Genomic DNA, 24967 nt, shown 5'->3' on the forward strand with positions numbered 1-24967 from the left:
TGATGATGCCATGGCGCCAATATGGAGAGACTCGGCAAAAATGAAAAGGGCGCATGGATAAAACACCCGTGCGCCCTTCATCCTGTATCAGGCTCCTCCTGACAAGGTTATGTCAGGAGGATCGTTGGATTACCGTCCGTGCGGGCCGTCACCCATGCGCCCGCGCCAGCCGTGACGCTCCCAGCGGCGGCCTTCGCGCCAATCGCGCCGGTCGCGCCATTCACGGCGATCCCAGCGGTCGCGGTGCCAATGGCGGCGCTCCCAGCGGTCGCGATCACGCCAATGGCGGCGCTCCCAACGGTCGCGGTGCCAGTGGCGGCGTTCCCAGCGGTCGTGGTCGCGGTCGGCGATGGCGGCGCCGATCACCGCGCCCGCGATCAGCGGAATGCCGATGGCGGCGGCGCTTGTGCCGAAATCATTGCCGGAATAGGTGGCCGAACCCTCGCGCATCGCCAGATATCGCGAGGAGGCCCAGCCGGACAATCCGCCATAATTCACCTGGCACCAGCCATAGCCCGCCGTGCAGCCCGCGACATTGACCACGGCGCCGCTGGGGAAGACACCAAGCGCGGGATATCCAGAGCTCGGCCCGGTGCGCACGTTGAGGTCCGTGGTGACCAGCGCCGTGGCGGCCTGGGCGGCGGTTGCGGCGAAAATGCCGACAGCCAGGGCGGCAGTTCTCAAAAGTGATTTCATGGTTCTCTCCTTATCCATCCCTCTGCCCGGATAACGGAGACTGAAGAGGCATGTTCCCGGCAGAATAATGTCCGGCTTCCAGAAGCCAATTCAATTTCGGTGCATGCCCGACAGGCGACTTTACCGGGGCAGGTCGGTGGCTGCCGTCAGTATGCGCGTCGGCAGATACAGCACCAGCGAGGCCGCGCCGCGCAGCACCGAAGTGCCATCGGCGAGGATGGTTTCGCCGGTGGTGGGCCCTTCGCCTTCGAGCGTCCGTTCGGTCAGGCCGCCGCGTTTGACGAGGGTCATCAATGTCGGCGAGGAGGCGAAGACGTCATGGCCGCCCTTGTCGACGTCGGAGAGGTCGAGCACGGCGATGCCGTTTTCCCTGAGCATGGCGATGTCGGAACCGCCGCCGACGCGGGGGTGGCCACCGGTTATGCGCGAGGAGATATCGAGCGCCCTGTCTTCCCGCGACACGAGAACGGCAAAGGGGCGGGGCAATTTGCCGATGTCCCTGACCTGCTCCTGGAACACGTCGACATCCACATCGGGCGCGGCGAGCATGACGCTGGTCAGCCGGTCGATTGGCTCGCGCCGCCCTGAAAGGGCCAGCGTGCGCAGGGCTTCCATCACCACCATCGAGCCCATGGAATGGCCGACCAGGATGATGCGCTTCGCCCGCGTCCGGCTGACGATATCAAGCAGTTCCGCCAACCCGTCGCGTGCGAAATTGGCGCTGTCGCGGTCATAGACGTAAAGGCCCAGCGCCCCTGCGGAAGGCCAGGCATAGTGGACGGCGACGGATTTGAAGCCGTAATCATGGATGAACTGCGCTTCGCGGAAGGTGCTGTCGGCGAAATTATTGTTATAGCCGTGGACGAAGACGAGGATTTCCTGCTGGTCGGCCGGGCGCGCGGCTAGCGCCGCATTCAGCTTTTCGGCAAAAACCTTGCGGTTGTCATAGGGCTGGAAAGCGGTGGCGGCGAAATATTTGGCCGGATCGGGCTTGCGGTCGGTCTTTTCGACGATGCCGCTCTTATGGTTCGGGGGAATGCCGACATCGACGCGCGCGAAATTGAGCGTAAGCGAACGCTTGGCATTATAGGGCAGGGAGAGATCGTCCGAGCGCTGGCGGGTGGTGGCGACATAAATCGGCACGACGGCGGCAGGCTTCTCGCCGGCTCGGACCATGGCGGCTTCGGCGTGAGGGCCGGCCCACAGGACCGCGCGTCCGCTGCATCCCGTGAGGGCAAGCATTATCAGCAATAGAGCGGAAATTCGTGCTGTCACTCGGTTTGGTCCCACCCGCTTGCGCCCAGACCACATTTACAGACGCGATTACATGGGTAAAGACCAGCAACGGGGCGATGGCGCAACCCAGCCATGCGGGATATCCACTGGCGAATGGCTTTGCACTGGTGGTAATCAGGGTGATTGCCATTTCCAGCGAAAGGATGATCGATGAAGGAAGCGAATCCCACGGGTGTTCTGACCCTGCGCACCCAGGCCATGCCGAAGGACGCAAATGCGGCGGGCGATATTTTCGGCGGCTGGGTGATGTCGCAGATGGATATTGCCGGCGCGGTCAGGGCGGCGGAACGGGCAGGCGGTCGCGTCGTCACCGCCGCGGTGAACCAGATGTCCTTCGCCAAGCCCGTCAAGATCGGCGATACGCTCTGCGTCTATACGGATATCGTCCGCGTCGGGCGCACCTCGATCACGCTGCGCGTCGAGGCCTGGGCACAGCGTTATCTGACGCTCAACATGGAACTGGTGACGCATGCGGAATTCGTCATGGTGGCGCTGGACTTGAATGGGAAGCCGAAGGCGGTGCCGGACGAGAAGTGAGATAGTGAACAGTGAGATAGCCCTCTTTCACTATCTCACTGTTCACTATTCCCTATCACTCACTTACACGCCCTATACCCATTCCTTCTCTGCATCAGATCGAAGTGGAAATGATCGGCGTGCTCCCTGTTGTAGCCGGGCCCTAGCACGGTGGTGAAATAATCGCAGGCTTCGGAGCGGACGCTGTTGAGCAGTCCGCGCTTGCGGAAGGAGAACCAGCCCGGCTTCTCCACCTTGATGAGGTCGCCATTGTTGAGGCGGATGCGGGTGACGTCGATGGCGTTGCCGCGCGAGTGCTCCGACATCTTTGCGCCGCGCCGGTGGTTCATGGTGCGGCAGGAATAGCCGCCGGCATTGTAGATGGTGTTGACGCCCGAGAGATAGCGGAAGCGGGTCGACGGGACGAGATCGCCCTTGACCCAGCGGGCGAACGCCTCGGTGACCTGGCAATTGAGCTTGGCGGCGGGCTGGAAGCGGATATTGCCGCCGGCGAAGCCCGATACCAGAATCGGGTTGTCGATGCGGCAGGCGCCGCCGTCATTGATGGGCGGGAGATCGGTGAAGACCACGCCCAGCTGTTTCAGCCGCACGCGGCAGGCCATTTCCGACGAGGATTGGGCGTAGAGATTCTCGCCTGCCGTGACCGGATTTTCCAGCCGCGACTGGAAGCCATAGGACTGATCGTTCTCAGCCGGAGCGGCAAGCGACATGCCGACATCCGCTTCCGGCCTGCGGACGGTTTCCCGCGAGCATGAGGCCATGAAGACCGTTGCACAGATAATAAAAAGCGTGGCGAGCCGATGCGGCTGCGGGGACAACGTGATACTCATGTCCGTCTTTCCATCCTGCGCCCTTGGGGAAGGGCGCGTGCTCCATTGATGGTGTAAAACGGACGATAAGCGCCAAGCGTAAAGGAAGCTTAAGCGGCTTGGTTAAGGGCTGTGTCCGAAAAGCGGCAGCGGGTTGAATTCGGCGTGAATGGCGGGCTTCGCGCTTGCATTATGCGCGGCTCTCAATGCAATGGCGGCCATTATTCACTTTATCCCGGATGCCAAATGCGGTTTCTGCTTTCCCCCTCCATCCTGCCCATCCTCATGCTTGCCGCCTCGAATGTGTTCATGACATTCGCCTGGTATGGGCATCTGAAATTTCCCAAGGCGTCTCTGGTTACGGTCGTGCTCATCAGTTGGGGCATCGCGCTGGTGGAATATTGCCTGGCGGTCCCGGCCAACCGGATCGGCCATGGCGTCTATTCGACGGCGCAGCTGAAGACGATACAGGAAGTCATCACGCTCACGGTCTTCGTGGCGTTCTCGGTGCTTTATCTCAAGGAGCCGCTGACCTGGCAGCATCTCCTTGGCTTCGCGCTCATTGCCTGCGGCGCGGCACTGATCTTCAAGGCCTGACGGCGGACCGCCGCTGGCGCATCATCGGAACGAGCTCCACGGCGAGCATTGATGCGAAGATCAGGCCGCATCCGGCGATGCCCGAGGGCGGCAGGCGCTCGCCGAGCAAGATGGCGCCGAAGAGCGCGGCGAACAGCGCTTCGGATGACAGGAAGATCGCCGCCTGCGGGGCGGTGGTGTAGCGCTGGCCGACGGCCTGCAAAGCGAAAGCGATGCCTGACGAGAAGATGCCGGCAAAGAGGATTTCCGGCGCGGCGGCCCGTATCGCATTCCAGTCGATGCCCTCCTGCGCAAAGGCTAGCGAGAGGCCGAGCACGGCGCAGAGCGTGAACTGCACGAGGCAGAGCATCAACGGCCTACCGGTTCGCTCGGCATAGCGCGTGACGAAGACGACCTGCAGCGCCCAGAAGACCGCGCCGAGAATGACCATCCAGTCACCCGGAATCAGGGCATCCAGCGCACCGCCGGAGAGGAGCCATATTCCGGCGAGCGCCGCAATCGCGCAGGGCCAGATGATCGGGTGCGGCCAATGGCGGAACAGAATGATGCCGACGAATGGCACCATCACCACATATAGCCCGGTCAGGAATCCGGCATTGGTGACTGACGTCGTCAGCATGCCGAACTGCTGCGCGGCGATGCCGGCGAAGAGCAGAAGGCCGATAAACAGAAAGCCGAAATGGTCCGACGATTTCAGCGCCCTCGGGGCCTGCCGCGCCTCACGCAGCGCAAGCGGCAGCACGGTGAGCGCCGCCAGCACAAAGCGAAGGCCGATGAACATCAGCGGGCCGATGCTCGCCATCGCCGTCGACTGCGCAACGAAGCCAAGCCCCCAGATCGCGCCGGCAAGAAGAAGCAGCAGATTGGCGCGGGTGCGGGACATGAAGGCTCCTGGGTGTGTCTGGCTTGACAGGACGAGCGGGCGGCTAGGCGTCCGCCCGTGACAGCCTTACGATCGACGCATCATCGCCATCGGAGAGCAAGTACACCGACCCATCCGGAGCCACGCGAACATCGCGGATGCGGCCGAACTTGCCTTCCAGCATCCGCTCCTCGCCTGAGATATTGCCCTTTTCATCGCGGTCGAGGCGCACGAGCATTTCATATTTCAACGCGCCGGCCAGAAGGTCGCCCTTCCATTCGGGGAACATCTCGCCTTCATAGACGGCGAGGCCTGATGGCGCGATGGAGGGGTCCCAGTAATGGAGCGGCTGTTCATAGCCTTCCGCAGCCGTGCCGCTTCCGATCTTCTCGCCGGAATAGTGAACGCCATAGCCGATCCGCGGCCAGCCATAATTCTTGCCTGCCTCGGGGCGGTTGACTTCGTCGCCGCCGCGCGGACCATGCTCGGTGACGATAAGCGCGTCGGTGAGCGGATCCCAGGCCGCGCCTTGCGCGTTGCGATGGCCTTTCGACCAGATCTGGGGCAGGCCCTTGCCGCCATCGGCGAAAGGATTGTTGGCGGGCACCGAGCCATCGGCGTTGATGCGCAGAACCGAGCCCGCGGGGTCCGAAAAGTCCTGGGCGCGCTCCATGTCGCCGCGTTCGCCAAAGGTGGCGAACAGTGTGCCGTCAGGCGCGACGACGATGCGCGAGCCGAAATGCTGGCCGCGCGAGGTCTTCTTTTGCGTCGAAAACAGCGTCTTCACATCGGTGAGTCGGGCCTTGCCGCCATCCCGTTCGAGCCGGGCACTGGCGATTGCAGTTCCGGCTCCGCCGTCGCCCGGCTCGGAGAACGTGAAATAGATCGTGCCGCTTTTGGCGAAATCCGGCGCGAGCGCCACATCGAGCAGCCCGCCCTGGCCGTTGGCCCAGACTTCGGGCACTCCGTCCACGGGTTCCGAAACCTTGCCATTGCTGACAATGCGCATGGTTCCGGCTTTTTCGGTGACGAGCAGCGCGCCATCCGGCAGGAAGGCGAGGCTCCAGGGCGAGGCAAGGCCGGTCGTCACCGTTTCGGCCTTGATCTTGGCCTTTTCGGTGGTGAACGCCTGTGCGCCGGCGGCGGAGAAGCCGGCAATGGTGAAGAGGGCGGCTAGGGCAGTCGTCGTTCTTTTCATCATGAATGGGAATTTAGCGACGCATTGCCAGGTATCAAGCCAGCGCCGCGCGCAAGCCGCAATTTTTCTTCGTGAAATTGGTGCAATCAGTGCTATATATTACGCAGGATGATTTGGACGGTTCCGGGGCGATGCTTCGGGGGCCGTTTTCTTTTTGTGTCCAGTTGCCGCGTTGCAAGGCGGCGTAGGTTGAGGGAAAGGAAATTTGAGCATGGAAAAGTTCCCGATGACCCAAGGCGGTTTCGACAAGCTCAAGGAGGAGCTTCGCTGGCGTCAGCAGGAGGAACGGCCGCGCATCATCGACGCCATCGCCGAGGCGCGCGCCCATGGCGATCTTTCCGAGAATGCCGAATATCATGCGGCCAAGGAAGCCCAGAGCCTGAACGAGGGCCGCATCAGCGAGCTCGAGGATTATATCGCTCGCGCGGAAGTGATCGACATTTCCAAGCTGTCCGGTGACAAGATCAAGTTCGGTGCCACGGTGACCATGATCGACGAGGACACCGAAGAGGAGAAGGTCTACCAGATCGTCGGCGACCAGGAAGCCGATGTGAAGCAGGGCCGCATCTCCATCTCCTCGCCCATCGCCCGTGCCCTCATCGGCAAGAGCGAAGGCGACACCATCGAGGTGAACGCGCCCGGCGGCTCGCGGTCCTATGAGATCATCGGGCTGAGATATTCGTAGGCGGGATTGCTCGTCAGAGGGGGGCGCTGTCTTGCCGACATTTCCCTTTAAAGTCGTCTATTCGATGGAAGGGCCTCCACGTGCCTGAGCGGATAGACGACATCGAAATCGTCGCACCCAATTTCAAGCGTCAGCTTTCGGGGGTCACCTCAACCATCGTGCAGTTGATCCCGCTGCAACGGCGGATGGGCCTCAACATCGCAACGATGGGGCCCGGCCTGCCGGATGGATTGCCAAAGCTCGGCTGGCTGTCGCTCCTGCAATTCTGGAAAAGACCGAAGCGGCGCGCGCATCGTATCTGGCATGCGCGGCGCAACAATGAGATGGTGGCGGGCGTCATCATGCGCGATGTGCTGCGCATGCCGCTGCGCCTCGTCTTTACCTCCGCCGCCCAGCGCAACCACAAGCCTTTCACAAAATGGCTGATCCGCCGCATGGATGCGGTGATCGCCACCAGCGCGCGATCCGGCAGCTATCTGGAAGTGCCGCACACCGTCATCATGCACGGCGTGAATACAGACCGTTTCCACCCGCCGCGTATGGCGGAGGATGAATTCGCCGCTTCCGGCCTGCCGGGACGCTATGCCATCGGCTGCTTCGGGCGGGTGCGCCATCAGAAGGGCACGGATCTGTTCGTCGATGCGATGATCACGCTGCTGCCCGTTTATCCGGAGTGGACGGCGGTTATCACCGGCCGCACCACGGCGGAGCACAAGGCTTTCGAAGACGACCTCAGGGCACGCATTGCCAAGGCCGGATTGCAGGACCGTATCGTCTTTCTGGGCGAGGTGCCCGATATCAAGGTGTGGTACCGGCGGCTTGCGCTCTATGTCGCGCCGTCGCGCAATGAAGGTTTCGGCCTGACGCCGCTCGAAGCAGGGGCGTCAGGCACGGCGTCGGTGACGAGCGATGCTGGCGCTTATGCCGAAATGATCGAAACCGGAAAGACCGGCGCCGTCGTGCCTGCGGGTGACGGCGCTGCACTGCGCGAGGCGATCCGCCCCTATCTCGCCGACCCGGCCCTGGCAATCGCCCATGGCGAAAACGCGCTTACCCATGTGCGGGAGAATTTTCCGCTGGAGAAGGAGGCGAGGGCGATTGGGGCGGTGTATGAGAGGGTGTTTGAGGGCAGTAGGGCAGTAGAGTAGGGCAGTATGTTCGGGCAAAACATATTGCCCTACTGCCTTAAATCAGCATCAACGCCTCGTCCTTCACCGCCCTGATAGTCAGCGCGGTGCGGACGGAATCGACGTTTGGCGTCGCGGTCAGCTCCTCGATGACGAAGGTCTGGAAGGTGTTGATATCAGGGGCGACGCAGTGGAGCAGGAAGTCGGATTCGCCCGAGACCATCCAGGCGCGGCGGACCAGCGGCCAATGCTTGGTCTTTTCGGCGAAGGCCTTCAAATCCGCATCTGCCTGCCGGTGCAGGCCGACCGAGCAGAAGGCCACCAGATCCTGGCCCAGCGCGGCGCCGTTCAGGATGGCGCGGTAGCCACGGATGACGCCGCTTTCCTCCAGCTTGCGCACCCGGCGCAGGCAGGGCGGGGCGGATATGCCGACGCGATCCGCCAGCTCGACATTGGTGATGCGCCCATCATTTTGCAATTCTTTGAGGATTTTCCAGTCGATGTCGTCGAGATCGGCCTTGATGGGCATGCATGGCTCCGAAGGGAATCACTAGTCTCGCATTTGCACGATGCCGGATATTCCGTCCAGCCATAAAATGCATGACGCAATGATATTGCGCTTGAAGGCAATAATCATATCCGATTCCCATCCTGCCGCAACTGGATGTTGCCCTGCCGCGGGACGCTTCGCCGCACCGCGCTCAAGGGATTAGCCTGTGGCTAAACGACCGCAGTGCCTGTGGAAACCTTGCAAAAGGTCCATGCAAAACATTACTTTGACAACAATCGCCCAGATGGTTGCCCGGCACCTTCGAATCGGTGCCGCTTTACGAGGATTTCCCCCATGCCACAGCGCCACGCGCCCGTTCTCATCATCGGTTCCGGCCCCGCGGGCTATACGGCAGCGATCTATGCAGCGCGGGCGATGCTCAAACCCATCGTCGTGGCGGGCCTGCAGCAGGGCGGCCAGCTGACCATCACCACCGATGTAGAAAACTATCCCGGCTATGCCGATCCCGTGCAGGGGCCATGGATGATGGAGCAGATGGCCCGCCAAGCGGAGAATGTCGGTGCGGAGATCGTGCAGGACATTATCGTCGAGGCCGATATCTCGGTCCGTCCGTTCCGTCTCAAGGGCGATTCCGGAACGGATTATACCTGTGACGCGCTGATTATCGCCACCGGCGCCCAAGCAAAATGGCTGGGCCTGCCGAGCGAGCAGACCTTCATGGGCGGCGGCGTGTCGGCCTGCGCCACCTGCGACGGGTTCTTCTATCGCGGGCGTGACGTGGTCGTGGTCGGCGGCGGCAACACCGCTGTGGAGGAGGCACTCTATCTGTCGCATCTGGCGAAGTCCGTGACGGTCATTCACCGCCGCGATGCCTTCCGCGCGGAGAAGATCATGCAGGACCGGCTGTTCTCCAAGGAGAATGTGCGGGTCATCTGGGACACGGTGGTGGAGGAGATCACCGGCACCGAGGGGAAGGCGCCCATGGGGCCTGTCGTCACCGGCGTGCGGCTCAAGAACATCAAGACGGGGCAGGTGAGCGAGCTTGCGACCGACGGCATTTTCGTCGCCATCGGCCACGCGCCGGCGGTGTCGTTGTTCGAGGGTAAGCTCAAGCAGAAGCCGAACGGCTATCTCTGGACCGCGCCGGATTCGACGGCGACGGATGTGCCGGGCGTTTTTGCCGCGGGCGACGTCACAGACGATGTGTTCCGGCAGGCGGTGACGGCGGCGGGCATGGGGTGCATGGCCGCGCTGGAGGCGGAGCGCTGGCTTGCGGCACAGGAGCCGATCCGTCAGGCTGCTGAATAGAGCGCCGGGTGAAATCCGGGAGGAAGGACTAGGGAAGTGGTTGCACCGCTCGATTGGGACAAGCTGCGCATATTTCATGCCGCCGCGGAGGCGGGGTCGTTTACCCATGCCGCGCAGACATTGCATCTCTCGCAATCGGCGATCTCGCGCCAGGTGAGCGCGCTGGAGCAGGATGTGGGCGTGCCGCTGTTCCAGCGGCATGCGCGCGGGCTGATCCTGACCGAGCAGGGCGAAATGCTCTATCGCACGGCGCATGACGTGCTGATGAAGCTCGAGAATGTCCGCTCCAAGCTGGCCGAAAGCCGGGAGAAGCCTTCCGGCCGCCTGCGGGTGACGACGACGGTGGGGCTTGGCTCAGGCTGGCTGGTCGAGCGGGTGCAGGAGTTCATCGAGCTTTATCCGGATGTGCGGCTGCAACTCATCCTCGATAACGAAGAGCTGGACCTGACCATGCGCCACGCGGATTGCGCCATCCGCCTGCGCCAGCCACAGCAGCCGGATCTGATCCAGCGGCGGCTGTTCACAGTGCATATGCATGTCTATGCCTCGGCGAACTATATTGCGCGGCACGGCAAGCTGACGTCGGTGGAGGAACTTGACGAGCATCGCATCGTCACCTTTGGCGAGCCCGCGCCGAGCTATCTGACCGGGCTCAACTGGCTGGAAGTGGCAGGGCGCAGCGAGGGCAGCCCACGCATTCCGACACTGCAGGTCAACAATCTGCTTTCGATCAAACGCGCGGCCCAGCGCGGCGTCGGTATCGCCGTCCTGCCTGATTACATGGTCGACAAGGAGTCGGGCCTGGTGCGGCTTCTTCCCGAGATGGAGGAAATACCTTCCTTCGACACGTTCTTCTGCTACCCGGAAGCGCTGAAGAATTCAGCGAAGCTGCATGCGTTCCGGGATTTCCTGTTCTCAAAGGCACGCAGCTGGGTTTATTAAGAGGACTCAGCAGGGGTTCTTGACCGGCGCTGGGATGTGCCGGTCATCTTCATTCCATATGCTTGGCATAATACACCGCCCATGCGGCAATCAACACGCCAGCAATGGGCCCAATGAGAAATGAGAGAGCCTGCATCGTCGTCATGGCCTTAGCCCCTTGAGAACTTGGCTTGCTGCATAATGTATGGTGTACGATAGCAGAAAGCAAATTAGGCTGACAGAGACAAGGAACGGTGTTGGTCTTGAGCTATAAAGACTCGAAACCACGGGCGCGAATGTACGTCGCCAGAAGCTTGATCTGTTCGTTGTGAATTTGTGTCATTTCATCCCCCACGCGTCTCATCTTACCTCAATTGTCTTCGAAGAAAAGAGTGATCAAGGGGCGGTCTCAGCACAAAATCTGCCGTCAAAGCGGGCAAATTGCCAATTCATGCGGCAGTGTTCTGCCTCGATTCTTGGCATATCGCCTCGCAAATGGGACAGAAAATCTGCACCTCACAGCAGAGAATTCATCGGTATTTAGCGAGGGTATCACTCTGTTAATCCTCTAACATATTGAAATATATGAAATTATCTGTACTATTTCGCTATGCGCCTTGTGCATGGCTGCAATGCGATTTAGCGGGGTTGCGTAAAAGGGAGGGAGGGCGCATATCCAGCGCATCTTAAGTGATGCGTCTCCTCCTCCCATTGCGCATCCTTGAGTGTTCCCCTCTGGAGGTTTCGCCGGAAACGGCACCTTCAAAACTCAAAGCCGGACCTTTGTCCGGCTTTTTTTTTGACTTTTGCAAGCTGTTTTTTCAGGGGCAAAGAAAAGGGGCCGCGCGGGCCCCAGTTGCTACGCCCTCCTTCCCCTTGCGGGGATTGAGAAGCGGTCGGCCGAAGGCCGAGGGAAAGCCAACAATTTGGCTTTTCCAGCGACGAACCCCGCGTTAGCGGGCGGATGGGGTTGGTGACGTTTGTGCTTTTGCTGGAGGCAGTGGCGAAACGTCATCACCCCCACCCGACCGCTCTGCGGCCACCCTCCCCGGAAGGGGGAGGGAGTCTTTGCATTACCGCAGCGAGGCGCAGAAGCGCTGGATGCGGGTGCAGGCTTCCTCCAGCAGCGCCTCCGATGTGGCGTAGGAAATGCGGAAGTTGGGGCCGAGGCCGAAGGCCGAGCCCTGTACCACCGCAACGCCTTCAGCCTCCAGAAGCTCGGTGACGAAGTCGACGTCCGACTCGATTACCTTGCCAGAAGGCGCCGTCTTGCCGATGAGGCCGGCGCAGGAGGGGTAGACGTAGAATGCGCCTTCCGGCGTGGGGCAGACGATGCCCTTGGCCTGGTTCAGCATGGAGACGACCAGATCGCGGCGGCCTTGGAAGATCGCCTTGTTCTTCGGGATGAAGTCCTGCGGGCCGTTCAGCGCCTCGACAGCCGCCCATTGCGCGATGGTGCAGGCGCCAGAGGTCTGCTGGCCCTGGATCATGTCCATCGCCTTGATGAGCTCAACCGGTCCGGCAGCGTAGCCGATGCGCCAGCCGGTCATGGCATAGGCCTTGGACACGCCGTTCATGGTAAGCGTGCGGTCATAGAGCGAGGGCTCCACCTGCGCGGGCGTGGTGAAGACGAAATCGCCATAGACCAGATGCTCATACATGTCGTCGGTGAGAATCCAGACATGCGGATGACGCATGAGCACTTCGGTCAGCGCCTTCAGCTCTGCTTCCGTATAGGCCGCACCGCTCGGGTTCGAGGGCGAGTTGAAGATGAACCACTTCGTCTTCGGCGTGATCGCCTTCTCGAGGTCTTCTGCGGTGAGCTTGAAATTGTTCTCCTGCTTCGCCTCGGCGAAGACGGGCGTGCCGCCGCAGATCGCCACCATTTCCGGGTAGCTGACCCAGTAGGGTGCAGGAATAATCACCTCGTCGCCGGGGTTCAGCGTTGCCATGAAGGCGTTGAACAGGATCTGCTTGCCGCCGGTGCCGACGATGGTCTGCTCCGGCTTGTAGTCGAGGCCGTTCTCGCGCTTGAACTTGGCGGCGATGGCCTGGCGCAGCTCGGGAATGCCGGAAACGGGCGGATATTTCGTCTCGCCGCGCTCGATGGCTGATATGGCCGCTTTCTTGATATTATCAGGCGTATCGAAATCCGGCTCGCCCGCGCCAAGACCGATCACATCCTTGCCTTTCGCCTTCAGCTCGCGTGCTTTCTGGCTGACCGCGATGGTGGCGGAAGGCTTTACGCGGGATAGGGCGTCGGCGAGGAATGCCATGGTTCATTCTCCTGAATGGCAGCGTTGTTTAGCGGCCGGAGGCCGGGCGTCGGTCCGGTTTCGCGGCACTTTCTATGTCGCAAGCGGGAAGGAATCGCAAGAAAAGCTTTGATTTTGGACATCACACTCGGGCGATTTGCCAGGGTGTGTTGCAGCGAAAGGCGAAAGCATCAGCAATTGTTTAGAAAAGCTTCAGCCAAACTGATTGGACGGGGATTGCGGCTATTGCGATAGTCAGGCGTAACCGGAGAATCCCATGCCCATCCTTTATTCGCAACCCGATTCCGGAAATTGCTATAAGCCCCGGCTTTTAATGGCAAAACTCGGCATTCCGTTTCACCATGTCACCATTTCCTCCGTCGATGGCTCGACGCGCAAGCCGGACTATCTGGCCAAGAACCCGAACGGCAAGGTGCCGCTGCTGGAATTCGACGATGGCCGCTTCCTCGCCGAATCCAACGCCATCCTGCTGCATCTGGCGGAAGGAACGCGCTTTTTGCCTGAGGATGCCTATGAGCGCGCGCTCGTCTATCAATGGCTGTTCTTCGAGCAATATAGCCACGAGCCCTATATCGCGGTGCGCCGCGCGCTGATGGTCTATCCTGAACGGGCCAAGGAGGCGACGCCGGAGAAGCTGGCCGCAACCCTTGCGGGCGGGGAGAAGGCGCTAACCGTGATGGAAATGCAATTGCAGAAGACGCCATTCATCGCCGGGAACGAGATGAGCGTCGCCGACATCGCGCTTTACGCCTATACGCATGAGGCGGATCTGGGCGGCTTCGACCTTGCGCGCTATCCGGCTGTCTCGGCATGGCTTAAGCGCGTCGCCGAGGATTCGGGCCATGTGCCGATTGGATGGATACCGGAATAAGGCCAAACAAAAAGGCGGGGTTGCCCCCGCCTCGTGTTTGCGTGCTCGTGAGAGCTGAGAAGAATCAGGCGACCGAGAGATTGTCGGCGGAGGACTTGCCGGAACGGCGGTCCTGCACGATTTCGTAGTTGATCTTCTGCCCTTCATCGAGGGAGGAGAGGCCCGCGCGCTGAACGGCGGAGATGTGGACGAAAACGTCCGCGCCGCCCTGGTCCGGCTGGATGAAGCCGAAGCCCTTCGTGCTGTTGAACCACTTCACTGTTCCCTTAGCCATGGGAAAATTCCTTTAACGTCATAGAGGATAGTACCCGCATGAAGACATGCGGGACCGCGAATCGAGATTATGGAGAGGAGATCATCAGGAAGCGCGGATAGTCCGAGCAGGTCGCAAAGTCTCTCGACCGAAATATCGATAACAGGGATTTTAGGGCACAATCGGGCAGATGGCAAGGGAGTAAGCAACGCGGCGATAACCGAGCACCGAAAGGGATGAACATACTGCGCCGCTGCCTTATTGCCTTAACAGCCTGCGCCCATACATCTTGGGAATGAAGCGGATCGATGGCGATTCGTCCCAGATGGAAAAAGGGGCAGCTGTTGGAGACCTCAAGCGGAGCTTCCGAACCGAAACCGGACAAGAAAGCCTCCCGCCTGTCGCGCCTGATGGGCCGCGCCGATCCGGGGCGGACCGATATCGTGGCGCAGGGCACGATGATGATCGGTGCCTTCTGGGTCTCGCCTGTGCGCAACACGCTGATCGTGACCGGCAGCCTGATCTTCCTCCTCATCGCTGCCATCGCTTACGGCCAGCTCTGGCTCAACAGCTGGAACGTGCCGTTTTACGACGCACTGTCGCGGCGCGACGTGAACGCCTTCCTGCATCAGCTTATGATTTTCGTCGGCATTGCCGGGACGCTGCTGGTGCTCAACGTGACGCAGACCTGGCTCAACCAGATGTTCAAGATGAAGCTGCGCGAGGGGCTGGCTGGCGACCTGATCCGCGAATGGATGGTGCCGGGCCGTGCCTTCCGCCTTTCCGGGGCAGGGGAAATCGGCGTCAACCCGGACCAGCGGCTGCACGAGGATGCCCGGCATCTGGCCGAAATGACGGCGGATCTCGGCATCGGGCTGCTGCAGGCCTCGATCATCCTCATCAGCTTCATCGGCGTGCTCTGGCAATTGTCTGCCGGGTTCATCTTTCATGTCGGCGGCTATAATTTCTCCATTCCCGGCTACATGGTCTGGGCGGCGATCTTCTATGCGGCTTCCGCCTCATGGCTGACATGGATCGTCGGGCGCAAGCTGGTGACGATCAATGCCGACCGCTATGCGCGCGAGGCGGATCTGCGCTTTTCGCTGATGCGGGTTAACGAGCATATCGACGCCATCGCGCTGGCGCGGGGAGAAGCCGATGAGAAACGTCGGCTCGATCTCGACCTGGATGCGGTTCTGGCCGCCATCCGGCGCATCGTCTATGCCCTGACCAATCTGACCTGGGTCACTGCCGGCTATGGCTGGTTCACCATCGTCGCGCCCATTCTGGTGGCCGCGCCGGTCTATTTCTCGGGCGGGCTTACCTTTGGCGGGCTGATGATGGCGGTGGGCGCGTTCACGCAGGTGCATACATCGCTGCGCTGGTTCGTGGACAATTTCGGCGCCATCGCCGACTGGCGCGCCACGCTGCTGCGCGTCGCCTCCTTCCGGCAGGCGGTCATGCAGATGGACGAGTTCTCTCCGCTGGAGCAGCGCATAACGACCGAGGAGAACGAGGGAAAAGCCCTCACCATCGACGATCTCGAAATCGTCTCGACCGAGGGCGGAATGCGGCTGCGCGAGGCGCATGTGGAGGTGAAGCCCGGCGAGCGGGTGCTGATCATCGGCCAGCCGGGCGCCGACAAGACGCTGCTGTTCCGTGCGCTTGCCGGGCTCTGGCCTTGGGGGGCGGGGAGGATCGGCCTGCCGAAGGACGAAGAAGTCATCTATATGCCGCGCATTCCCTATTTCCCGCCGACCTCGTTACGCGGTGCGCTCGCCTATCCGCTGGATAGCGGCCGCTTTTTCGAGGACGATCTCAAGGCGGCGCTGAAACGCGGCGGCCTTGACCGGCTCGTCTCAAGCCTCGACCGCGTGGCGCGCTGGGACAGGGTCCTGACCGAAGACGAGCAGCAATGCCTCGCCTTTGCGCGCCTAAGCCTCATCAACCCGCGCTGGGTGGTGGTGGACGAGGCGCTCGACGGCATGGAAGAGGAGGCACTCGACCGCGTGCTCGACATTCTACGCAATTACATGGAGGAAGCCGCGGTCATCCATATCGGCAAGCGCTTGCCGCACGACCATGTGTTCTCGCGGGTGCTGCATTTGGAGAAGGTGGAGGCAGACAGGCGAGAGGAACTGAAGAGCCAGGTGGCTGGATGAAAGAGCAAAGTCGGCGCACGCTTATACTTGGCGCTTCAACACGGAGCCTCGCCGAGATCGGCGGTCGGCTTGGACGCAGAGCCACCAGATGATGGTGGCGGTCTTTCCCCGCCGCACGCCGAAATCAGCGCGCGGGTTACCGCGCTGATATTATTATGTTTGGCTTGCCGCCATTCAGCGATTCCGGTCAAAAATAATCCTGCAACGGCCTTACTTCCAGGCTCCCCGCCTTCAGCGCCGCAATCGCCTCGGCCACCGCTGCCGCGCCGGCGAGTGTCGTATAATACGGCACCTTCTGCATCAGCGTGGCGCGGCGGATCGACTTCGAGTCCGAGACCGCCTTGGCGCTGTCGGTGGTGTTGAAGACGATGTGGACCTGGCGGTTGCGGATGGCGTCTTCGATATGCGGACGGCCTTCCAGGACCTTGTTGATCTTGGTCGCCTCGACGCCATTCTCAGCAAGGAAGCGCTGGGTGCCGCCGGTGGCGAGGACCTTGAAGCCGATTTCGGCCAAGCGCTTTACTGCCGGGAGGATGCCCGCCTTGTCCTCATCGCGGACGGAGACGAACAGGGTGCCATCGCGGGGAAGATCCACGCCGGCGCCCAGCTGCGCCTTGGCGAAGGCGAGGGCGTAATCGTAGTCGAGGCCCATGACTTCGCCGGTCGAGCGCATTTCGGGCCCGAGCAGCGTATCGACGCCGGGGAAGCGGGCGAAGGGGAAGACGGCTTCCTTCACCGCGATATGCGGGCGGGTGGCCTGGTCGGGCTTGCCACCATAGGCGCCGAGCGCGGCATCCAGCGTTTCGCCCGCCATGATGCGCGCGGCGACCTTGGCGATGGGCCTGCCGATGGTCTTGGCCACGAAGGGCACCGTGCGCGAGGCGCGGGGGTTCACTTCAAGCACATAGATGGTGCCGTCCTTGATGGCGTATTGCACGTTCATCAGCCCGCCGACATTGAGCGCCTTGGCGAGCGCGGCGGTCTGGCGTTCGAGTTCGGCGACGACCTCCACGGAGAGGGAGTGAACGGGGAGCGAGCAGGCGCTGTCGCCCGAATGAATGCCCGCTTCCTCGATATGCTCCATGATGCCGGAGACGAAGGTGTCCTTGCCGTCGCAGAGGCAATCAACGTCCACCTCGATGGCTTCGGTCAGATAGGTGTCGAACAGCAGCGGGTTCTTGCCCAAGAGCGTGTTGATCTGGCCGGTCTTGTCGTTGGGATATTTCGCCTTGATATCCTCCGGCACCAGTTCCGGCACGGTGTCGAGCAGGTAGCTCTGCAGCGCCCGCTCGTCATTGATGATCTGCATGGCCCGGCCACCCAACACATAGGAGGGGCGCACCACCAGCGGGAAGCCGAGATCGCTGGCGACGAGCCGTGCCTGCTCGACCGAATAGGCAATGCCGTTTTTCGGCTGGTTGAGGCCGAGCTTCATCAGGAGCTTCTGGAAGCGGTCACGGTCTTCGGCAAGGTCGATGGCGTCGGGCGAGGTGCCGAGGATCGGGATGCCCGCCTTTTCCAGCGCGTCGGCGAGCTTCAAGGGCGTCTGGCCGCCGAACTGGACGATGACACCGACAAGCGTGCCTGCCGCCTGCTCGGCGCGCAGGATCTCCAGCACGTCTTCTGCCGTCAGCGGCTCGAAATAGAGCCGGTCGGAGGTGTCGTAATCGGTCGAGACCGTCTCCGGATTGCAGTTGATCATGATCGACTCATAGCCCGCGTCGCCAAGCGCGAAGGCGGCATGGCAGCAGCAATAGTCGAACTCGATGCCTTGGCCGATACGGTTCGGGCCGCCGCCGAGGATGACGACCTTCTTGCGGTCGGACACTTGCGCTTCCGAGCGCGGTGCTCCGGCAAAGGGCGTCTCGTAGGTCGAATACATATAGGCGGTGGGGGAAGCGAATTCGGCGGCGCAGGTGTCGATGCGCTTGTAGACCGGATGCACATCGAGCGAGGCGCGCAGCTTGGCGACGTCATTTGCGTCCTGTCCGGTGAGGCTGGCGAGGCGGGCGTCGGAGAAGCCCATGGCCTTCAGCATGCGCAGGTTCTCGGCGTCCTTGGGCAGGCCGTGCTCGCGGATGCGGGCTTCCATGTTGACGATGCCCTCGATCTGTTCGAGGAACCACGGGTCGATCTTGCAGATCTCGTGCACCTGGCCGACCGTCATCCCCATGCGCAGCGCCTGGGCGACCATGCGCAGGCGGTCGGGGGTCGGCGTGCCGATGGCGGCGCGGATGGCGTTCTTCTCGTCGCCGTCCTCGATGCCGGGGATGGCGATCTCGTCGAGGCCGGTGAGGCCGGTTTCAAGGCCGCGCAGGGCTTTCTGGAGCGATTCCTGGAAGGTGCGGCCAATGGCCATGACTTCGCCGACCGACTTCATGGCCGTGGTGAGGATGGGCGAGGCGCCGGGGAATTTCTCGAAGGCGAAACGCGGGATCTTGGTGACGACGTAATCGATGGACGGCTCGAAGGAGGCGGGCGTCGCGCCGCCGGTGATGTCGTTCTCCAGCTCGTCCAGCGTGTAGCCGACGGCGAGTTTCGCGGCCACCTTGGCAATCGGGAAACCGGTGGCCTTGGAGGCGAGCGCCGAGGAGCGCGAGACGCGCGGGTTCATCTCGATGACGATGAGGCGGCCGTCCTTGGGGTTGACCGCGAACTGCACGTTGGAGCCGCCGGTCTCGACGCCGATCTCGCGCAGCACTGCGATGGAGGCGTTGCGCATGATCTGGTATTCTTTGTCGGTCAGCGTCAGGGCAGGGGCAACGGTGATGCTGTCGCCGGTGTGGACGCCCATCGGGTCGAGGTTCTCGATGGAGCATACGATAATACAATTGTCCGCCTTGTCGCGGACGACCTCCATCTCATACTCCTTCCAGCCGAGCACCGATTCCTCGATCAGCACTTCGGTGGTGGGGGAGGCGTCGAGGCCGCGCTCGACGATCTCGAAGAATTCCGAGCGGTTATAGGCGATGCCGCCGCCGGTGCCGCCCAGCGTGAAGGAGGGGCGGATGATGGCGGGGAGGCCGACATGGTCGAGCGCCTGCGCCGCCAGGCTCATGGCATGGGTCATGTAGCGCTGCTTGCGGTCGACTTCGCCGAGTTGCCATTCGGTCTCTAGCCGGTCGAGGGCAGCGTCGAGTTCGTCGCCGGAATATTTCGCCTTCAGCGCCTGGCGCTTTTCCTCATGGGCCTGCCGGTCCTTTTCCTTGACCTCGGTGGCGTTGGCGAGCATGGAGCGCGGGGTCTCCAGGCCGATCTTGGCCATCGCCTCGCGGAAGAGGGCGCGGTCCTCGGCCTTGTCGATGGCGGCGGCATTGGCGCCAATCATTTCGACATTATAGCGGTCGAGCACGCCCATGCGCTTCAAGGAGAGGGCGGTGTTGAGCGCGGTCTGACCGCCCATGGTCGGCAGCAGCGCGTCGGGGCGCTCCTTGGCAATGATCTTGGCGACGACTTCAGGCGTGATCGGCTCGACATAGGTCGCGTCCGCGAGGCCCGGATCGGTCATGATCGTGGCCGGGTTGGAGTTGACGAGGATGATGCGGTAGCCTTCCTCCTTCAACGCCTTGCAGGCCTGGGTGCCGGAATAGTCGAACTCGCAAGCCTGTCCGATAACGATCGGTCCCGCGCCAATGATCAGGATCGATTTGATGTCTGTACGTTTCGGCATGGGTCTGTTCCGTCGCTTTGGGCCGCGCGATAAGAACCCGCGCAAGGTATGACCTCGGCAGGCTGGCAGCAGATTTCTATGGGCTAAGCGGGCCTTATAGGCAAAGGCGGCCCGCGACGTAACCCCCAAAATCAGGATTTTTCATGGTTTTGTTCGGGTTTGTGCGCCAAGCGAGCTTCGCGAGCGCGCGATAAAGCGATCCCGAAATGAAATTCAAGATAAAATGCTCTCGACAGGTAACTTTCGCGAGAGAAATGGCCAGAATCGTTGACAATTGGAAGGTTGCTTCTCAGTTCACCGATGAATTGGATAGTAGAGGTTCTCATGGACAAGCGGTTTTTCTGGCTGGCATTGGGGTCTTTTACCATCGGCACCGAGGGATATGTCATCTCGAGCCTTTTGCCTGCCATAGCTGACGATGTCGGGATAACGGTGCCGCATGCGGGGTTTCTCATCACGGCGTTCGCGCTCGCTTATGCCATCGGCGCGCCGGTGCTGACCACGCTGGCGGCTGCGGCGGATCGGCGCCGCGTCATCACCGCGACCATGGGCTTTTTTGTCATCGGCAGTCTCGCCGCCGCTGTGAGTTCGTCCTTCGGAATGCTGGTTATCGCCCGGGTCGTCATGGCGCTGGCCGCGGGCCTGTTCACGGCGACGGCGCAGGCGACCGCCGTGGCGCTTGCGGGACCGAAGCATCAGGCGAAGGCAATTTCGATCATCGCCGGGGGTGCGACGGTTGCAGTGACACTTGGTGCGCCGCTGGGCGCGCTCATCGGAGCGGTTTTCGGCTGGCGGGGAACTTTTCTTACCATTGGGATACTCAGCGGTATTGCAGCCATCGTCTTATGGAACGAGCTGCCGCGCGGCCTTACCGGTGAGCGGCAGTTACTATCGCAACGGATGGCGGCGGCAGTGCAGCCGGGAGTGCTGCCGGGGCTGATCACGACTTTCCTCTTCACCGCCGGGTCCTTCACGGTCTATTCCTACATCGCGCCGCTGGCGATGCAGGGAGCCGGGTTGGGCAGCAGGACGCTTCCCGTCATGCTGCTGCTCTTCGGTCTTGGCGCGGTGATCGGGAATCTTGCCGGGGGCGCACTTGCCGACCGTTTCGGCGCCAGCCGGGCCGGGTTCTTCATGCTGGTGTTCGATGCGCTGATTCTTGCGGTTTTATCGCTCATCCCGCTCTTTGCGCCGCGTCCGCTCGCCGGCGAACTCCTCATCGCGGCCATGGTCCCCTGGGGCCTTATCGGTTGGGCCTTTCCTCCGGCGCAGGCGAGCCATATCGTCAGCGTTGCGCCGAAGCTCGCCCCAATGACGCTGGCGCTCAACAATTCGGTGGTTTTCCTGGGAGTCGCTGTCGGCTCGGTTGCCGGTAGCCTCGTTCTGGAGCATGGCGGGGCCGCATGGCTTGGCTTCGTTTCAGCCGGTTTCGCGGTGCTGGCGATGGTGTGGCTGCTGGTTTTTCAGGAGCCGGCTATGGGGAGGCAGAAGCCGGGCAGAGCGAGGAGGAATGTGGCTCGCCAGCAGACTGTAAGTCCGGCAGGTAAATGACTGTCCCGGTTGCTCCTCGCCCTTACTGGGCGCTCGGTTTTTGAGCGTCCGCATCCCCATTCTCAATCACAAGCGACATTTCGATGGCTCTGGCGATAATGCAGTCGAGAAAGCCGGGGAAGCGCTGGTCGAGATCGGCGCGGCGCAGGCTGACGAGCCGCGCGGTGCCGCATGGTTCGACATTGACCACACCCGCTTCGCGCAGCTTGGCCACGTGATAGCTAATATTGGTCTTGGAGCCGAAATGCTGGAACCGGCTGCAGGGCAGCGGAGCGTCTTCGTGGCGGGCGAGATAGCCGACAATGGCCAGCCGTGTGTTGTCGCCAAGCGCGGACAAAACGTTGGAAAGCTCGATCTGGTCTATATCCGGATGCGGCAGTGACATGGGCCACAGATAAACCCAACCCCGAAGAAATTCAATGCGGCGGGACGTCTCGCTGGTTCCTGACAGTCCGCTGTCAGCAGGACGGCGGCATCGGATTGACATCAGGTAGGCCTTGGTTCAATAGTTCAATAAACTTTGAACTAAGGGATGTCTCATGGACAAGCGACTTATCTGGCTGGCTGTCGGGTCTTTTACAATCGGCACGGAAGGGTTCGTCATGTCGAGCCTGCTGCCGGCGATTTCCGCCGATGCGGGCATTAATATGGCGCAGGCGGGCTTCCTCATCACCGCTTTCGCGCTTGCCTATGCCATCGGCGCGCCGCTGCTGACCACGCTGGCGGGCGCGGCGGACCGGCGGTGCGTTATTGCCGCGACGATGGGGGTCTTCGTCATCGGCAATCTCATCGCTGCGGCGAGCTCCTCCTTCGCGCTGCTGCTCGTCGCGCGCATTCTGATGGCGCTGGCGGCCGGGCTTTTTGCGGCGACGGCGCAGGCGACAGCCGTGGCGCTTGCCGGGCCGGAGCATAGGGCGCGGGCAATCGCCGTCGTCGTCGGCGGCACGACGGTGGCCGTGGCGTTCGGTGCACCGCTCGGCGCGCTGATCGGCGCGGCATTCGGCTGGCGGGGAACTTTCCTTTCGGTAGCGGTGCTGGGTGCAGTTGCCGCTGCGATCCTGTGGTTCAAGCTGCCGCGCGGCCTCAAGGGCACGAGGCTGGCCTTGAGCGAGCGTCTGACGGCGGCTGGGCGACCGGGTGTCTTCCCATCCCTCGTCACCACCTTCCTGTGCATGGCCGGGTATTTCACCGCCTTCTCCTATATCGCACCGCTGGCAATGGAAGTTGGGCTTGGAGCCGGAGCGTTACCCGTGATGTTGCTCGTCTTCGGCATCAGTGCGGCCATTGGAAATTTGAGCAGCGGCTATGTGGCGGACCGTTTCGGTCCGATGCAGACGGTGCTTCTCGTGCTGGCCCTTGGCGCGATCTCGCTTGCCCTGCTTTCCATCATCCCGCTTTTCGCGCCGCGTCCGCTCGCCGGGATATTGCTCATCGCCGCCATGGTGCCCTGGGGCATTGTCGGCTGGGCGTTCAATCCCGCGCAGGCGAGCCATATCGTCGGCGTCGCGCCGGAACTGGCGCCGATGACGCTGTCGCTCAACAATTCGGCGCTCTATCTCGGGATTGCCTTCGGGTCATTCGCCGGGGGACTCGTGCTTCAATATGGCGCGCCGGTGGAACTCGGCTTTGTCGCGGCCTTCTTCGAGCTATGCGCGATCTTCGTGGTGGTCGTGTTCCAGAAACCCGCCGCGCGGGCGGCTGCGGCGGCGGCCTGAGTGCTATACGCCCTTGTAACCGTCCGCCATCTTTCGTGATCGTAGGACGAGCCGAGTTTCGCTGTTGCGAATCCGCGTGTTTGTGTAACGATTGTCGCGACGGGGTTTTCACACGGGACAAGGAGTGGGCTGATGCGCTGGCAGGGCGGCAGGCAAAGCGACAATGTGGAAGACCTGCGCGACGAGACCGGCGCTTCGCAGAGCGGGTTTGGGCAGCCGAGGATTGGCGGAGGCGGGCTCGTGGGGCCGGTATTCCAGCTGGTGCGCAATGGCGGCATTCCCGGCATTATCCTGCTGGTGGTGGCCTTCTTCGGGATGAAGGCCATCGGGCTCGATCCGGTGCAGTTCCTCTTGACCGGCGATCTGGCGCCCGCTCAAAACTCCCGCCAGGTGTCCGGCACTCCGGCTGGCCCGCGCAATGACGAGATGACGCAATTCGTGCGCACCGTGCTGGCGGAGACGGAAGATGTGTGGGGCGGCATCTTCAAGGCCAATGGTGCAACTTATGCGCCGCCGACGCTGGTGCTGTTCAGCAATCAAGTGCGTTCGGCCTGCGGTTTTGCCAGCGCCGCCTCCGGCCCGTTCTACTGCCCGGGCGACCGCAAGGTCTATATCGATCTCAGCTTCTACGACGAACTCGCCAACCGCTTCGGCGCGTCCGGCGATTTCGCGCAGGCTTATGTCCTGGCGCACGAAGTAGGGCATCACGTGCAGAACCTGCTCGGCATCCTGCCGCGCTTCAACCAGGCGCGGCAGACGATGGACGAGGCGCAGGCCAATGCCATGTCGGTGCGCGTGGAACTGCAGGCAGATTGCTTCGCCGGTATCTGGGGCTACTACACCAACCAGAAGGGCATTGTCGAAAAGGGCGACCTCGAAGAAGCGATCAACGCCGCCCACCAGATCGGCGACGACACGCTGCAAAAGCGCACGCAAGGCTATGTGGTGCCTGAAACCTTCAACCACGGAACGTCGGCGCAGCGGGCGGAATGGTTCACGCGCGGCTACACGTCCGGCAAGCTCGATTCCTGCGATACGTTCAACGCGAATATTTGAGGGCTTGTCCGTTCTTGAATTTCGGGCGGAAAATCCGTATCTTCCGTAAGATGCGGATTAAAGGAGGCCGGTATGGTGACGGTTCCCGCGACTGAAATCCAGAAAAACTTCGGAGAGTGGCATGACCGCTCGTTCGAAGAGCCTGTAGAGATCACCAAATATGGCCGTACTTCGGCCTATCTCATCTCGGCCTCGCTCTTCAAGGAAATGTGGGCCAGCTACCGCCGCGCCGCTCCGGTGTCCGCATTGTCGGAGGATGATGTCAATCTTATTCTGAGATCTGAGGTGATGACCGGCCAACCATACAATCTCGACGATCTTCCGGAAGAACGGGCTGACCTGTCTATTACTCCAAAGCGATAGGTTATGCCGTGAGGATTCCTGCCGATCCTCCCGTGGGCCACGTGATTGCATATGAGTATCTCTGGGTCTCGAAGGCAGGGCAGCGAGAGGATGGCGAAAAGACCTATCCGGCGGCGGTGGTCCTCGCCCGGCATGACATTGGGCCGACTGCTGTCGCCTATGTCCTGGGTATTTCGCATAGTCCGCCGCTGCCGGGGCGTCGGGCGCTTGAGGTTCCTCTGAAGCTAAAGCGCCATCTGGGCCTCGATGACGAGCCTTCGTGGCTCTATACCGATGAGATCAACATATTTGCCTGGCCGGGCCCTGATCTGAGGCCCGCCGAACATCTCTCATGTCTGCCTACGGCGCGAGACACATGCGTTATCGGCCCGTTGCCAGGTGATTGGTTCCGGGCAGTTACGCAGCATCTGGCGGAAAGCCACCGGCTGGGGCGCGTGAAAACGGTACCGCGCACAGTTTGATAAGCAAACTCTCCCCGTTCTGCCTCCTTTGAGGCGTTCCCG

General features: G+C 61.8%; 23 protein-coding genes. 13 read left to right on the forward strand and 10 right to left on the reverse strand.

Annotated elements, in window-relative coordinates:
* Positions 1-129: 129 nt before the first annotated feature.
* On the reverse strand, positions 130-696 hold the full coding sequence (locus tag ACOWVG_RS12915) for an SH3 domain-containing protein (protein ID WP_420962634.1): 567 nt from the start codon (positions 694-696) through the stop codon (positions 130-132).
* Between the two features lie 120 nt (positions 697-816).
* Positions 817-2007, reverse strand: coding sequence for an alpha/beta hydrolase (locus ACOWVG_RS12920; protein WP_420962635.1), 1191 nt, complete (start codon positions 2005-2007; stop codon positions 817-819).
* Positions 2008-2142: 135 nt separating this feature from the next.
* Between ACOWVG_RS12920 and ACOWVG_RS12925 the strand changes: the two genes are divergently transcribed.
* Positions 2143-2529, forward strand: a complete 387-nt coding sequence (locus ACOWVG_RS12925) for an acyl-CoA thioesterase (RefSeq protein WP_420962636.1) — start codon at positions 2143-2145, stop codon at positions 2527-2529.
* Between the two features lie 59 nt (positions 2530-2588).
* On the opposite strand, the gene ACOWVG_RS12930 is transcribed toward ACOWVG_RS12925, so the two are convergent.
* Positions 2589-3359, reverse strand: coding sequence for an extensin family protein (locus ACOWVG_RS12930; protein WP_420962637.1), 771 nt, complete (start codon positions 3357-3359; stop codon positions 2589-2591).
* Positions 3360-3584: 225 nt separating this feature from the next.
* Between ACOWVG_RS12930 and ACOWVG_RS12935 the strand changes: the two genes are divergently transcribed.
* On the forward strand, positions 3585-3935 hold the full coding sequence (locus tag ACOWVG_RS12935) for a DMT family protein (RefSeq protein ID WP_420962638.1): 351 nt from the start codon (positions 3585-3587) through the stop codon (positions 3933-3935).
* Here the strand turns inward: ACOWVG_RS12935 and ACOWVG_RS12940 are convergent.
* Positions 3925-4818, reverse strand: coding sequence for a DMT family transporter (locus ACOWVG_RS12940; protein ID WP_420962639.1), 894 nt, complete (start codon positions 4816-4818; stop codon positions 3925-3927). The two genes, ACOWVG_RS12935 and ACOWVG_RS12940, sit on opposite strands and share 11 nt — an antisense overlap.
* Before the next feature lie 43 nt (positions 4819-4861).
* The gene (locus tag ACOWVG_RS12945; protein ID WP_420962900.1) at positions 4862-5995 is read right to left on the reverse strand and encodes a PQQ-dependent sugar dehydrogenase; all 1134 of its coding nucleotides are present in this window, start codon (positions 5993-5995) and stop codon (positions 4862-4864) included.
* 211 nt (positions 5996-6206) lie between these two features.
* On the opposite strand from ACOWVG_RS12945, the gene greA reads away from it, so the two are divergent.
* Together greA and ACOWVG_RS12955 are read left to right on the forward strand one after the other, a co-directional pair.
* Positions 6207-6680: a transcription elongation factor GreA gene (gene greA / locus ACOWVG_RS12950; RefSeq protein WP_420962640.1), complete on the forward strand. Its 474-nt coding sequence runs from the start codon at positions 6207-6209 to the stop codon at positions 6678-6680.
* A gap of 80 nt (positions 6681-6760) precedes the next feature.
* Positions 6761-7828: a glycosyltransferase family 4 protein gene (locus tag ACOWVG_RS12955; RefSeq protein ID WP_420962641.1), complete on the forward strand. Its 1068-nt coding sequence runs from the start codon at positions 6761-6763 to the stop codon at positions 7826-7828.
* 37 nt (positions 7829-7865) lie between these two features.
* Here ACOWVG_RS12955 and ACOWVG_RS12960 read toward each other — a convergent pair whose 3' ends face one another.
* Complete coding sequence (locus tag ACOWVG_RS12960; RefSeq protein WP_420962642.1) at positions 7866-8336, reverse strand: Lrp/AsnC family transcriptional regulator; 471 nt, start codon at positions 8334-8336, stop codon at positions 7866-7868.
* Between the two features lie 315 nt (positions 8337-8651).
* On the opposite strand from ACOWVG_RS12960, the gene trxB reads away from it, so the two are divergent.
* Together trxB and ACOWVG_RS12970 are read left to right on the forward strand one after the other, a co-directional pair.
* Positions 8652-9626: a thioredoxin-disulfide reductase gene (gene trxB / locus ACOWVG_RS12965; protein ID WP_420962643.1), complete on the forward strand. Its 975-nt coding sequence runs from the start codon at positions 8652-8654 to the stop codon at positions 9624-9626.
* A gap of 36 nt (positions 9627-9662) precedes the next feature.
* Positions 9663-10568, forward strand: a complete 906-nt coding sequence (locus ACOWVG_RS12970) for a LysR family transcriptional regulator (protein ID WP_420962644.1) — start codon at positions 9663-9665, stop codon at positions 10566-10568.
* A gap of 1052 nt (positions 10569-11620) precedes the next feature.
* Here ACOWVG_RS12970 and ACOWVG_RS12975 read toward each other — a convergent pair.
* On the reverse strand, positions 11621-12823 hold the full coding sequence (locus ACOWVG_RS12975; protein WP_420962645.1) for a pyridoxal phosphate-dependent aminotransferase: 1203 nt from the start codon (positions 12821-12823) through the stop codon (positions 11621-11623).
* 256 nt (positions 12824-13079) lie between these two features.
* Between ACOWVG_RS12975 and ACOWVG_RS12980 the strand changes: the two genes are divergently transcribed.
* A complete protein-coding gene (locus tag ACOWVG_RS12980) occupies positions 13080-13694 on the forward strand; it encodes a glutathione S-transferase family protein (RefSeq protein WP_420962646.1) in 615 nt (204 codons plus the stop codon).
* 64 nt (positions 13695-13758) lie between these two features.
* On the opposite strand, the gene ACOWVG_RS12985 is transcribed toward ACOWVG_RS12980, so the two are convergent.
* Positions 13759-13968 carry a cold-shock protein gene (locus tag ACOWVG_RS12985; protein ID WP_188824638.1) on the reverse strand — a complete coding sequence of 70 codons (210 nt, stop codon included), beginning with the start codon at positions 13966-13968 and terminating at the stop codon, positions 13759-13761.
* Between the two features lie 389 nt (positions 13969-14357).
* On the opposite strand from ACOWVG_RS12985, the gene ACOWVG_RS12990 reads away from it, so the two are divergent.
* Positions 14358-16109, forward strand: coding sequence for an ABC transporter ATP-binding protein/permease (locus tag ACOWVG_RS12990; RefSeq protein WP_420962901.1), 1752 nt, complete (start codon positions 14358-14360; stop codon positions 16107-16109).
* A 187-nt stretch (positions 16110-16296) separates the two neighbouring features.
* Here the strand turns inward: ACOWVG_RS12990 and carB are convergent, their stop codons facing one another.
* Positions 16297-19779, reverse strand: coding sequence for a carbamoyl-phosphate synthase large subunit (gene carB, locus ACOWVG_RS12995; RefSeq protein WP_420962647.1), 3483 nt, complete (start codon positions 19777-19779; stop codon positions 16297-16299).
* Positions 19780-20103: 324 nt separating this feature from the next.
* Between carB and ACOWVG_RS13000 the strand changes: the two genes are divergently transcribed.
* Complete coding sequence (locus tag ACOWVG_RS13000; protein WP_420962648.1) at positions 20104-21330, forward strand: MFS transporter; 1227 nt, start codon at positions 20104-20106, stop codon at positions 21328-21330.
* 22 nt (positions 21331-21352) lie between these two features.
* Here ACOWVG_RS13000 and ACOWVG_RS13005 read toward each other — a convergent pair whose 3' ends face one another.
* Positions 21353-21715, reverse strand: a complete 363-nt coding sequence (locus ACOWVG_RS13005; protein WP_420962649.1) for an ArsR/SmtB family transcription factor — start codon at positions 21713-21715, stop codon at positions 21353-21355.
* 154 nt (positions 21716-21869) lie between these two features.
* Here ACOWVG_RS13005 and ACOWVG_RS13010 point away from each other — a divergent pair, with 154 nt between their 5' ends.
* The 4 genes from ACOWVG_RS13010 to ACOWVG_RS13025 all read left to right on the forward strand — a co-directional run bounded on the left by ACOWVG_RS13010 (position 21870) and on the right by ACOWVG_RS13025 (position 24925).
* The gene (locus ACOWVG_RS13010; RefSeq protein WP_420962650.1) at positions 21870-23045 is read left to right on the forward strand and encodes an MFS transporter; all 1176 of its coding nucleotides are present in this window, start codon (positions 21870-21872) and stop codon (positions 23043-23045) included.
* 132 nt (positions 23046-23177) lie between these two features.
* Complete coding sequence (locus tag ACOWVG_RS13015; protein ID WP_420962651.1) at positions 23178-24101, forward strand: neutral zinc metallopeptidase; 924 nt, start codon at positions 23178-23180, stop codon at positions 24099-24101.
* Positions 24102-24173: 72 nt separating this feature from the next.
* Positions 24174-24464 carry a type II toxin-antitoxin system prevent-host-death family antitoxin gene (locus ACOWVG_RS13020; RefSeq protein WP_420962652.1) on the forward strand — a complete coding sequence of 97 codons (291 nt, stop codon included), beginning with the start codon at positions 24174-24176 and terminating at the stop codon, positions 24462-24464.
* Between the two features lie 41 nt (positions 24465-24505).
* Positions 24506-24925, forward strand: a complete 420-nt coding sequence (locus ACOWVG_RS13025; RefSeq protein WP_420962653.1) for a hypothetical protein — start codon at positions 24506-24508, stop codon at positions 24923-24925.
* The last annotated feature ends 42 nt before the right edge of the window (positions 24926-24967 follow it).

This window comes from Brucella sp. IR073 (assembly GCF_049065735.1).
Taxonomy (GTDB): domain Bacteria; phylum Pseudomonadota; class Alphaproteobacteria; order Rhizobiales; family Rhizobiaceae; genus Paramesorhizobium.

Bases quoted from the DNA above. Each gene is read 5' to 3' on its own strand.
- carB (WP_420962647.1), bottom strand. From the start codon at position 19,779: ATGCCGAAACGTACAGACATCAAATCGATCCTGATCATTGGCGCGGGA.
- ACOWVG_RS13010 (WP_420962650.1), top strand. From the start codon at position 21,870: ATGGACAAGCGACTTATCTGGCTGGCTGTCGGGTCTTTTACAATCGGC.
- ACOWVG_RS13000 (WP_420962648.1), top strand. From the start codon at position 20,104: ATGGACAAGCGGTTTTTCTGGCTGGCATTGGGGTCTTTTACCATCGGC.
- ACOWVG_RS12925 (WP_420962636.1), top strand. From the start codon at position 2,143: ATGAAGGAAGCGAATCCCACGGGTGTTCTGACCCTGCGCACCCAGGCC.
- ACOWVG_RS13020 (WP_420962652.1), top strand. From the start codon at position 24,174: ATGGTGACGGTTCCCGCGACTGAAATCCAGAAAAACTTCGGAGAGTGG.
- ACOWVG_RS12930 (WP_420962637.1), bottom strand. From the start codon at position 3,359: ATGAGTATCACGTTGTCCCCGCAGCCGCATCGGCTCGCCACGCTTTTT.
- ACOWVG_RS12980 (WP_420962646.1), top strand. From the start codon at position 13,080: ATGCCCATCCTTTATTCGCAACCCGATTCCGGAAATTGCTATAAGCCC.
- greA (WP_420962640.1), top strand. From the start codon at position 6,207: ATGGAAAAGTTCCCGATGACCCAAGGCGGTTTCGACAAGCTCAAGGAG.
- ACOWVG_RS12960 (WP_420962642.1), bottom strand. From the start codon at position 8,336: ATGCCCATCAAGGCCGATCTCGACGACATCGACTGGAAAATCCTCAAA.
- ACOWVG_RS12920 (WP_420962635.1), bottom strand. From the start codon at position 2,007: ATGTGGTCTGGGCGCAAGCGGGTGGGACCAAACCGAGTGACAGCACGA.
- ACOWVG_RS12990 (WP_420962901.1), top strand. From the start codon at position 14,358: ATGGGCCGCGCCGATCCGGGGCGGACCGATATCGTGGCGCAGGGCACG.
- ACOWVG_RS12935 (WP_420962638.1), top strand. From the start codon at position 3,585: ATGCGGTTTCTGCTTTCCCCCTCCATCCTGCCCATCCTCATGCTTGCC.
- ACOWVG_RS12985 (WP_188824638.1), bottom strand. From the start codon at position 13,968: ATGGCTAAGGGAACAGTGAAGTGGTTCAACAGCACGAAGGGCTTCGGC.
- ACOWVG_RS12940 (WP_420962639.1), bottom strand. From the start codon at position 4,818: ATGTCCCGCACCCGCGCCAATCTGCTGCTTCTTCTTGCCGGCGCGATC.
- trxB (WP_420962643.1), top strand. From the start codon at position 8,652: ATGCCACAGCGCCACGCGCCCGTTCTCATCATCGGTTCCGGCCCCGCG.
- ACOWVG_RS12915 (WP_420962634.1), bottom strand. From the start codon at position 696: ATGAAATCACTTTTGAGAACTGCCGCCCTGGCTGTCGGCATTTTCGCC.
- ACOWVG_RS12975 (WP_420962645.1), bottom strand. From the start codon at position 12,823: ATGGCATTCCTCGCCGACGCCCTATCCCGCGTAAAGCCTTCCGCCACC.
- ACOWVG_RS12945 (WP_420962900.1), bottom strand. From the start codon at position 5,995: ATGAAAAGAACGACGACTGCCCTAGCCGCCCTCTTCACCATTGCCGGC.
- ACOWVG_RS13005 (WP_420962649.1), bottom strand. From the start codon at position 21,715: ATGTCACTGCCGCATCCGGATATAGACCAGATCGAGCTTTCCAACGTT.
- ACOWVG_RS13015 (WP_420962651.1), top strand. From the start codon at position 23,178: ATGCGCTGGCAGGGCGGCAGGCAAAGCGACAATGTGGAAGACCTGCGC.